At 55.3% G+C, this 10,525-nt stretch carries 8 protein-coding genes; 4 read left to right on the top strand and 4 right to left on the bottom strand.

The window, feature by feature from the left end; genetic code table 11:
- Window position 1 precedes the first annotated feature (1 nt).
- Window positions 2–223, bottom strand: coding sequence for a helix-turn-helix domain-containing protein (locus M504_RS21900; RefSeq protein ID WP_047496960.1), 222 nt, complete (start codon window positions 221–223; stop codon window positions 2–4).
- A gap of 106 nt (window positions 224–329) precedes the next feature.
- On the opposite strand from M504_RS21900, the gene M504_RS17925 reads away from it, so the two are divergent.
- The 4 genes from M504_RS17925 (at window position 330) to M504_RS17910 (ending at window position 7,845) form a co-directional block, all read left to right on the top strand.
- Window positions 330–974 carry an RNA polymerase sigma factor gene (locus M504_RS17925; RefSeq protein ID WP_047496958.1) on the top strand — a complete coding sequence of 215 codons (645 nt, stop codon included), beginning with the start codon at window positions 330–332 and terminating at the stop codon, window positions 972–974.
- Window positions 975–1,271: 297 nt separating this feature from the next.
- Window positions 1,272–2,267 (top strand): anti-sigma factor domain-containing protein, encoded by a 996-nt coding sequence (locus M504_RS17920; RefSeq protein ID WP_156993988.1) that lies wholly within the window; start codon window positions 1,272–1,274, stop codon window positions 2,265–2,267.
- Window positions 2,268–2,353: 86 nt separating this feature from the next.
- Window positions 2,354–5,488 carry a TonB-dependent receptor gene (locus M504_RS17915; protein ID WP_047496954.1) on the top strand — a complete coding sequence of 1,045 codons (3,135 nt, stop codon included), beginning with the start codon at window positions 2,354–2,356 and terminating at the stop codon, window positions 5,486–5,488.
- A 23-nt stretch (window positions 5,489–5,511) separates the two neighbouring features.
- A complete protein-coding gene (locus tag M504_RS17910; RefSeq protein WP_156993986.1) occupies window positions 5,512–7,845 on the top strand; it encodes a hypothetical protein in 2,334 nt (777 codons plus the stop codon).
- Between the two features lie 224 nt (window positions 7,846–8,069).
- Here the strand turns inward: M504_RS17910 and M504_RS22160 are convergent, their stop codons facing one another.
- From M504_RS22160 to M504_RS22800, 3 genes are read right to left on the bottom strand one after another with little or no spacing between them, the layout of a single operon-like run.
- A complete protein-coding gene (locus tag M504_RS22160) occupies window positions 8,070–8,222 on the bottom strand; it encodes a hypothetical protein (RefSeq protein WP_156993984.1) in 153 nt (50 codons plus the stop codon).
- Between the two features lie 49 nt (window positions 8,223–8,271).
- Window positions 8,272–10,152, bottom strand: coding sequence for an asparagine synthetase B (locus M504_RS17905; protein WP_047496950.1), 1,881 nt, complete (start codon window positions 10,150–10,152; stop codon window positions 8,272–8,274).
- Window positions 10,152–10,523, bottom strand: a complete 372-nt coding sequence (locus tag M504_RS22800; protein WP_198137684.1) for a lasso peptide biosynthesis B2 protein — start codon at window positions 10,521–10,523, stop codon at window positions 10,152–10,154. The genes M504_RS17905 and M504_RS22800 overlap by 1 nt, the downstream gene beginning before the upstream one ends.
- Between the last annotated feature and the right edge of the window lie 2 nt (window positions 10,524–10,525).

The following is a 10,525-nucleotide window of genomic DNA, read 5'->3' as shown; positions in this document are numbered from 1 at the left end:
GCTAAGGCAGAGAGTCGAAGAGCTCTCGCGTTCTCACTTTCAATGCTTTTGCGAGCTTTGCGACGTTTTCTAACCCCACATTGCGTTCCCCACGCTCGATCCCCCCGACGTAATTGCGGTGAAGTCCTGCGCGCTCTGCGAGTTCTTCTTGCGAATAGCCACGTTCCTCTCGCAACGATCGTATCGATCGGCCGAAAAGCGTTTTGATCGAGGGAGTGGGCACATCTTCATGCTTCTCGCGTACCCACTATGAGTCTACACACAATGAGTGTGATATTCTCCGCTACAGTAGGGCTCGCTCGAGAGAAGGGCGCTTTGGGGAGTGCAAGATGAATTCAGAAGTTGCGCTCGAGCTGCCGAAGACCCTCGGAAAGATCGTCGATGCGGGCCCGCTGCCCACGTCACGTCCGGTCGGACAAGAAATGGTACCGGTCACGGATGAGCAGTTGCTTGTCGCTCTAGTGAATGGGTCGCACGAAGCACTTGGTCTGTTGTTTGGAAAACATGCCCGAGCGGTCTATCGGTTGGCACATCGAATTCTATGCGACGAGACGGAAGCAGCGGATCTACGGCAAGAGGTGTTTCTCTATCTCTTTGAGAGAGCGGCCAACTTTGATCCTGAAAAAACCAGTGGCCTCTCTTGGATATTGCAGATCACCTATCATCGAGCCATCGATCGACGGAGGTATTTGTCCCATCGACATCACTACCAGTCGGAGGTTTTCGATGAAACTCGCCAGCATGAACAGAGAAGTGAACTCTCAGCGGAACACCTTGACGGTAAGGCACTTTTGTCGAGGCTGAGGGAACAGCTCCCTCCCGACCAACGGAAAACGTTGGAACTCCACATCCTTGAGGGGTACAGTTTCAGAGAGATCGCGGAGCGGAGCGGGCAGACGCTCGGGAACGTTCGGCATCACTACTATCGTGCCATTGAGCGCCTTCGCGCGAACCTGTTCTCGCGTACCAAGTAGTCAGGATTGGGTATTGCCAAACGCACTGATCGCAAGAGGTTTGAGCCGGTGAACGAGCGACTCCACGAAGAGTTCATCACATTCTGTGCGCTCTTCCATGCCGGCGAACTGTCGGAGGAGGAGTGGGCTCTCTTGCAGGTTCATCTTGCGTACTGCGATGACTGTCGTCGAACCTTTGAACAGTTTCAGCAGATTTCACGCGATGTTTTTCCGGTGATAGCTACTGATGCGCTTGATGAGGCGCGGGGTCTCCCCAGAGAATCGCAGGCATCTCTAGGCACTGCGGAGGCACGTCTCATGGCGTCGGTATTGGACCTTCCTCGTGAGCAATCCGCCGAACCTCGTAAGCGACCGACTCGACTTCTAGTCCTGAATGGAACTCTCGCAGCATCGATTGCAGTGCTGGTCACGCTTCTCGGTCAAAAGTTTCGAGAAGATAAGAACGCTTCACCTCGTCAGCCTTCCCATTCAGTAATCTCTTCCGCCCCTGTGTCGGCTCCTACTCCCAAAAACAACGCCCTACCAGGTGAGCCGGAGAGCGCGCGATTGGCGGAGATGCAGCGACGAGTTTCCGAGCTGGAGAATCGTGCGTCCAATCTCGACGCGACCAATGCATCCCTTCGGCAACAGATGCAAAAGGAGCAGGCAGAGCGAGAGAATCTCGTCGCGGAGAGAGACAATCTAAGCAAACAATTGAACGCGGCTCAGTCTCAAGTGCGGACCCTGAAGGACACGGCGGATTCCTCCCAGTCCACTTCCGACCGACAGGCCACGCAACTCGCCTCCCTCGAGACGAATGTCCGGATGTTGAATGCGGCTCTCGAAGACTCCAAGACCACCTTGAATGATCGCGAACGCATGCTTGCTCTCGATCGTGACTTCCTGGCGCACGACCGTGATATTCGCGATGTGATCGGTGCTCGCAACCTCTACATCGCGGACATCTTCGATGCCACCGAGACAGGGAAGACTGCGAAGCCTTTCGGCAGAATCTTCTACACGCAGGATCGCTCGCTCGTGTTCTATGGCTTTGATCTGGACAAGCAGCCAGGGCTTAAACAAAGTGTTTCGTTTCAAGCCTGGGGTACTGGCGCTGATCGTCAACCCGTGAGCCTCGGATTGTTCTATCAGGACGACGCCCACAAGCGTTGGGTGGTTCGCTTCAATGATGCCAAGACGTTGTCGCGACTCAACATGGTCTTCGTGACCGTGGAACCTGAAGGCGGAAGCCAAAAGCCGACAGGGAAGCCCCTTCTGCGCTCTTATCTGCAAATTCAACCGAATCATCCATAATCTAGCTCGGGTCGTTGGTACACCTTCGCGTGGCCAGCCGTAGACAGAGTAGGCCCACCACTCTCAAGTCTTCGGAGCACCGCAGCATGAAACGTCGGATTGCAGTACTTGGCTTGTGTCTTGTTCCAACTGTTTGTCGAGCGCAATCGACAAACGCAACGATTAGCGGCGGGGTGACAGACTCCGCAGGCAAGTTGATTCCCGGTGCGGATGTTCTCATCCAGAACGACGGCACCGGCCTCGTCTACAGCGCGAAGACCAATGACGTCGGTATGTACCTTGTACCCGTTCTTCCGCCTGGCCACTATCACGTGCAGGTGACGAAGCCTGGATTCCAAACCATCATCAAGGCCGATGTTGTTCTCAACGTCCAGAGCGCCGTGGCGCTCAACTTCTCATTGCGTATCGGAGCCGCTTCGGAGAGCGTGACCGTCAAAGCGCAAGGCACGCAGATCAACACGGTGGACGGCTTGGTGAGCACAGTCGTTGAGCATGACTTCGTCGAGAAGATGCCTTTGAATGGGCGCTCGTTCCAGAGCCTTCTCACACTTGCCCCCGGCGTCTTTCAGGTTCCTGTTGCGCCTCAATCGACGGCTGCCAGCTATAGCGGTGAGATTGTTGTGAATGGCATGCGCTCCGAATCAAACTACTTCACCGTCGATGGTGTGAGCGCAAATACAAGTGCATCACCGGGACAGTTTGGAACCGGCGCTGCAGTCTCTGGCAATGCTTCGTCCGTTACAGCACTTGGATCAACGCAGAGTCTGGTCTCTGTGGATGATCTTGAGGAGTTTCGGAGTAACACTTCGACATTCTCCGCGGAGTTTGGCCGATCTCCGGGTGGCAATTTCTCCCTGAGCACGCGTTCCGGCACTCAGAGCTTTCATGGTTCTCTGTATGACTATCTCCGCAATGATGTACTCGATGCCAACAACTGGTTTAACGACTACTACGGATATCCCAAGGGCAAAGAACGTCAGAACGATTTTGGGGGCACGCTGGGTGGGCCCGTTCCGTTTCTCACGCGCGGCAGTCGCACACCGGACACGTTTTTCTTTCTGTCCTATGAAGGAGCGCGTCTCCGCACACCGCAGGCTGTTTCTCAGGTGCTGGTACCAACCGATACTTTGCGGTCTTCGTCCCCTGCGGCGCTACAGCCGCTCTTGAATGCTTTTCCGCGACCGAACTATGGGATTGGCACAAGGACCGACGGCTTCGCATACTACCTTCAGTCAGTTTCTTTTCCTTCCTCTCTCGACAACATCAGTGGTCGAGTCGATCACGCTTTCCGGAAGGGAGTCAACGCCTTCGTGCGATTTGCGAGTACACCATCGCAATCTACGACCTACTCTGCTGCAGTGAGGACGGAGACCCAGATACGCAACAAGGGCCTCACTACCGGACTCGATCTCGCAATCAGCGGATCGCAATCCAATCAGCTACGGTTTAATTGGACTCATGTTGAGGCACCTGTTTCGTTGACGTCCACGAATCTTGGCGGCGCTACTCCCTTAAACTTGTCGACGCTCCCTGGTCCGAATGGTGGATCGTTTCCCGCAAGTGGTGGAGTTCTGTCGGCTACGTTTTCGTTTGCGAACTACACCATCTTCAATCTCTACTCGGTGCCATCAGAACAAGAGCAATTGAACATCACGGATAGTCACACGTGGTTGTTCCGAACGCATACGTTCAAGGCAGGCATCGATTGGCGTCAGATCGATTCAACCCTCTATCCACTGTCTGTGGAAGAAGAGCCGACCTTCACAACGATGGCCCAAGTGCTATCAAACACACCTGCAACGACCGTGGTCGCCCAGAATTCGCCCATTGAAGGGCTGCCCCGATATGACAACTTTGCCGCGTACCTCCAGGACGAGTGGAAAGCCACAAGCCATCTTTCGATCTCTGCGGGTGTTCGTTGGGACATCAATTCTGCGCCCCATGATCGGGGAACCTCTCAGCCCTACACCGTGTCTCAGATCACGGACTTGAAATCGATTGCGGTTGCTCCCTATGGCACGTCTTTGTGGAAGACAGATTGGACGGGGATCGCTCCTCGCTTGGGCTTGGCGTGGCAGGCATATCCTGGCAACGTCCGCAATACGGTCGTGCGTCTTGGCGGCGGGACTTTCTACGACACTGGAACGATGCAGGGCAGTACCGGTTATGGTGGTGTGGGATACAAGGCCAGCAAGACCTTAACCAATGTCCCGTACCCGCTGAACTCGGAACAACTGTCGCTACCTGCCCCAAGTGTCACCACACCCTACAGCGGAGTTGTCACCGGCTTTGATCCAAACCTGCGATTGCCATTCTCGTACCAATATTCTGCGGCGGTGGAGCAGGGAATCGACAATCACACGACATTCACTCTGGGATACGTCGGGTCTTCGGGTCATCGCTTGCTCACCCGGTACCAGTACTATCCAGCATCGTTGGGCAATACGAACTTCTCTTCCGGTGGTCTTCTCTATCTCATCAAGGGCAGTGCATCTTCTGGATACAACTCGCTCCAGGCAAAGGTGCAGCGGTCCGTTCGCAAAGGCTTGCAGTTGCTGGGATCCTATACGTGGTCGCACTCCATCGATAACGCTTCCAGCAATCTGATCGTTTATCAACTGCAACGATCCAACTCCGACTTTGACATCCGCCAATCGCTCCAGGCTGCGATGACTTGGGACATTCCGGGTGCGTCGACAACTGGAGTGCTAGGAAAGTTGAGCAGTGGATGGGGCCTTGATCTGCGGTTGCAGGCTCGCACTGCGCTTCCCCTGAGTGTGATTGGTGCGCAGTCGCTCAATACGCAATCTGGACAATACACGCAGTACTTTCCCAACTACGTCGCGGGTCAGCCAATCTATCTGCATGGTGCCTATCCCGGCGGCCGCATTCTGAACTACGCAGCGTTCGCCGCCGCGCCCAGCGGGCAGCAGGGAAATGTCGCCCGCAACGCGTTTCAGGGATTCTCAGCGGCGCAACTCGATGCTGCGGTACGAAGAGACTTCGCTCTCGTCGACCGTCTTCATCTCCAATTTCGAGGTGAGGCTTTCAACCTGACGAATCATCCGCAGTTCGGCGCCATCTACAACCAACTCTCCTATGGTGCCACCCAGTTTGGCAGAAGCTACCAGACGCTCAACGCAACGCTCGGTGGGCTGAACTCGCTCTATCAAAATGGCGGACCTCGTTCGTTCCAATTCATGTTGAAGCTCAGTTTCTAACGCACCATCCCGAGGACAATGCAATGACTAATCGAAGCCTGCGCAGGCTTCTTGCCGCAGTGTGTCTGAATTTGTGCATCTTGACGCTGTATGCCCAAGAGCACACGTTGACTGTGAGCGACGACATCAGCATCGTTCGATTTGGCACGATCTGGGGAGAGGAGCGTGACCGTGCGGTTCAGGAATCTCCGGATGGTCGATGGCTTTGCGTTCATACAGTTCGCGCCGATGAACGAGACGATCGCCTCCATGATCAGTTGCGCTTCTACCGCAACGAGAGACTTCTGCATCCACAGCCATCCACCCCACTCTCCGACGTGCATCCGGATTGGATCGTGGAAGAGAGTGTCGTTCCCATCAACCAGATGGATGCCACCGTTACGCAACTTCGATGGACACGAGGAGAAGAAGTCGCGTTTCTGAAATGGACGGCTGACGGGAAGCGAGAGCTATACCTCGCCGACCCTTCGAAGCAACGCGTCCGCAAACTCACCAACGGCGACCGGGACATCATCTCGTTCGACATCGCGGATGAGAAGCACTTCGTCTACACGTCACCCGCGCAAGAGATTGTGGACCGTCAGGCCAGAGAAGTGCATAAGCCTGCACGCGTTGTGGGCAATGCGATGCTCACACATGTTCTTTATCCCGGATCGGATACCGTTGCTTCACGAACAGACCTGTGGTCCGTTCGTGAAGGACACGAACAGCGGATCGTCGACCCTGAGAGCCATAAGCCACTGCGGATATTGGCAGACGGCACCCTCAACCTGAGCATCTCTCCGGACGGGGCCTGGATTGCGACGGTTCGCCCCTACGACAACATTCCGCAGGAATGGGTCACACGCTATCCGCTCGCGTATCCGGGAGCACCGCATCCTCTTCGTCCCGGCGTTCAGGACCTCAATCAGATTGTGAACTGGGGGCTGCTTGGCGAGTATGTGGCCATCAATACCGCGAGCGGTAGCATTAAGCCTCTTGCGGGTGGCCCAGATGCTTTTCGATTGGATTGGACCGAGAATCGTCTTGCTGGCATTACCTGGTCGTCCGATAGTCGTTTCGTGTTTCTTCCGTCGACATTTGCGGATCGCCCCCTGACTCCTGACAATCGCCCCTGCTCGTCAATCGTGGAGATGAAGTCATTCGCGCTGAGTTGTGTTCGACCCTCAAAACGAAACTTCGGGACTACCCACGAAGATGGGTATGCGCGGCTGTTTTCTGCGCGGTTGCTGAACCAGAATGGAGAAAGTCCTTCGCTTGAGCTGGAGACGGAATCTTCCGGAACACGTTGGTTTGAACACTACACTCGGTCGCCAGACGGACGTTGGAAGGCAACGGCGCGCACTGCTGTCGCAAGCGTGCCACAGAGATTTGAAATCGTTCAGAGTACCCTCCACAGTCCTGTACTTGTTCGAACAGCCAGTGGCGATGAGGCGCAATCGATCATCTTCGATCCCAACCCACAACTCAAGTCAGTGCACATGGGAACGGTGGAAGACTATCGATGGAGCGATGGCGATAAGAACTGGAATGGACTGCTCTTCCGGCCCATCGGATACCAACCTGGCGTTCATTATCCGCTCGTGATCCAGACGCATGGTTTCGACAACAGTGACTTCATGCCGAGCGGCAACTTCCCGAGTGTTTTCGTCGCGGAGGAACTCGCTGCCGCAGGGATCATGGTTCTTCAAGTCAAGGATTGCCCGGAGCGTTCTACGGTGACCGAAATGTCCTGCAACGTCTCCGAATACAGGGCCGCGATCGAACAGTTGTCAGCAGAGGAAGGAGCAGATGCAGACCGTGTGGGGTTAATCGGCTTCAGCCGGACTGTGTCGTACGTAATGAAGGCTTTGGTGAGCAAAGATGTGCGCTTCGCTGCAGCTTCCATCACGGACGGCATCAACGTTGGCTACATGGCATACCTTGTGGACGCAGCAGGCAGCGAGTCCTTCATTCGCGATCAAGAGAACCTCGCGGGAGGTCCTCTGCTGGAGCCTGGAATGGGTGCTTGGTTGAAGAACTCTCCAGAGTTCAACACGGGAGACATTCGAACTCCACTGCGCATCGTTTCCCGCGTGGATTCTGGAATCCTCGAGATGTGGGAGCCGTATTGCCGGCTGTGGCTGGGAAAGCAGCCTGCGGAAATGATCGTGTTAAACACGAAGGCTCATCTGGTCGCGCAACCGTCCGTTCGACGCATAGCGCAGGAGGGAAATCTGGATTGGTTTCGCTTTTGGTTACAGGGCTTCGTCGATCCCGATCCATCGAAGAGGGATCAGTATCAGCGTTGGGAGGCACTCCGCGCGCGAGAAATGCTCTCAAGAATTCACCATGATGCGCCACCGTTTTCGGATTGAGTTCTTAACTATTCGTCGACGGCGTAAGCGTTGCCAGTACTCCATGGGATATCGGGACCAGAGGCCTCGGGTATGAGTGGGGAGGTCTTTGCACCATGGATTGATTGGATGGCCTCGGTTGCGTTTCCTAACTCGTAAATCGAAGGCGAGTTGAATTTCATCGGCTGATTCCTCCATTGCATTTTTAGTGGGGACACGCTCGCGAGAGGTGTCCCCGGCTAGGGTTATTCGTCAATGTTGTACGACATGCCAGTGCTCCAGATCAGATCTGGGCCGCCAGCATCTTGCACAAGCTGCTGAACCTTGGATCCGCCGACTGCCTGAATTGATGCAGTCGCGGAGCCCAGTTCTGCGATGGTTGGCTTGATGGACTTCATTGTCTTGTCCTCCTTTCTTGGATTTGCGTCCCTCTGCATTGCAGAGCTGTCAAGCCGATCTTGGAGTCGGTGTTGCGATCGTTCCTTGTTCGACCTGCTTCCGAAGCCATTGCTCGAGCGCAATTGCCATCTGAAGGGGCAGCGCCGGTCCTGGATTGCCGGTGACAATGTTTCTGTGTGCCTGTCGAAGCAGCTTCATGTCGAAGAACAGCCCGGAGGTCAGCCAATCCTGTGCAAGAACCTCATTCGCACTTTCGCTGCGAAGTAGCTCGTGTGCTTCGCGAAGTCCGAACCACTTCGTCCGGCGCGTAAGAATGCCCGCTGGAACGATGCCGTGGAGTGCTCTTCGCTGCAAGCGTCGCCGTTCACCAGCACGAAGGACCTGATCTCGCGGAATCGATGCCAGAAAGCGAAACAACGAAAGATCCAGGAGTGGGTACCGCGTTTCGGTACCACCGAAGAGCGGTGTCCCCGCGATTGTGAATTGACTTGCGAGTTTCGAGCGCAGCCACTCGTAGGTCAGTTGGCTGGGTGTAAGGGCTGGCCAGTCAGAGAACTCGGTAAACACTCCGGTCTCTGAGCTTCGTTGCTGAAGCAGCCAAGGGAACGCTGTTTCGGGGGATTCCAACATGGACGTCGGGAGACGTTGGGCTCGGAGCAGTGCGCTGACCTCTTCCCAGCACGACCAGATCGTCTGTTGGCGCGCGATCGACCAGGCCAGAAGCGACTTCGCACCGGCAACGAAACGATAAGCAAAAAGATGGTCGGCGATTTCAGGTGCTCCATAAGGGACTCCTCCCAGAAACTCATCTCCTCCGAGGCCGGACAAGAGTACGCGACTGTTGAGATCACGCAAGGCTTGGTGAATGATCGATTGACGTTGCAGGTTATGCGCGAACCTTCCGGGTGAGGCCTGGAACGGGGTTGTGAGAGGTTGTAGCTCCGTCGATTGGTGCAGACGGCGAAAGTCTGCGAATGAGATATGCTGTCCAACCTTGTCACGTTGTTGTTCGACCATCGCGATGTAAGGGCGTTCATCGCCGCTGGGTTCGTCCGTATCAAAATACGAGATCGTTTCGATGAGCGATTGATTCTCGTTCCCGCGGATGCGGTCTGCAATGCAGACGATCGTGCTGGAATCGAGACCACCACTCAGCTCCGCGGTAACGGTTGTACGTGACCGCAGACATTGGGAAACCGATCGGGTCAAATGTAAGCGAAACTGCTCTTCATAGTCGGCATCGGAATGTAATCGGATCGGTTCGGTCGCGGCGAGACTCCAGAATCGCCGTCGTATGGGAACGCTCTCTGGTCGAAGCGCAACAACCATTCCCGGAGGGACAGCGAGAATCTCCTCGTAGCATGTTGTGTCGAGACATGGTTGCGACGTGAATAGTTTGTGGACGTGCTTGCAGTTCAACGTCAGAGTTCGGTTCGCTCCGAGTACAAGAGGCTCGAGCGCACTGCACCAGACATGCTGATGCGGATCACTGCGAAGGAAGAGTGGTCGTATTCCCATAGGATCGCGGGCAAGAAATAACCTCTGCGTCGCCATCTCCCAGACGCAGAAGGCGAAAGCACCCTCTATGCGCTCGAAGGCATTGAGCCCCCATTTCTCATGGCACGAAAGAACCAGATCGACGTCGGTTGGATCTTCGCGCGATGTGTGGCCAAAGCGATTGAGGAGTTCATCACGATTGGAGAGATAGCCATCAAAGACGATCCACGCCGTTCCCCTGCGGAACGGTTGAGATACCGTTGCGTCGGTGCGTGTATTGAGCGCACGATGGATCAACCCGACTGGACCCAATGCGCGAGAGGAACCCTCGTCTGGACCGAGAAACATGATGGCTTTCTCCAAGTCGCGGAGATTGTCGCCGTCCACGCGTTCACGGATATCCCTGCGAAAGATACCGGCAATCGCACTCATCAGCAAACCTCCAAAATGAGGAAAGCTTCTCGTTGTGCGAGCCTGTCCCGAATAATTTCGCCTTCAAGAGTCACCCACGCGTGGGCCCGAAACGGCCTACGTTGTGAGCCGATGGTGAGCTGCGCCGCGAGGCCTCGAGAACGACACATCCGAGTGAGCACGCAGGATCGTTGCAGGCAGAGAACTTGTTTTGGATACAAGGCACAAGCGACTTCTACTGCGTCATAGAGTGAATCGGAAACCGTCGTTGACGCCGGTCTGGGAGATGTCGGCAAAGAGCGGATCGCTTCATACAGTTCCAGAAAGGAATGGCGCTTCATGAAGATGTCCCAACGGATCAGTAGGCAATATGCCTTCAGAACATGAACCATTT

This window comes from Terriglobus sp. TAA 43 (genome assembly GCF_000800015.1).
Taxonomy (GTDB): domain Bacteria; phylum Acidobacteriota; class Terriglobia; order Terriglobales; family Acidobacteriaceae; genus Terriglobus.
Note: the sequence above shows the minus strand (reverse complement) of the source record. Positions and strands in the feature narration are given on the sequence as shown.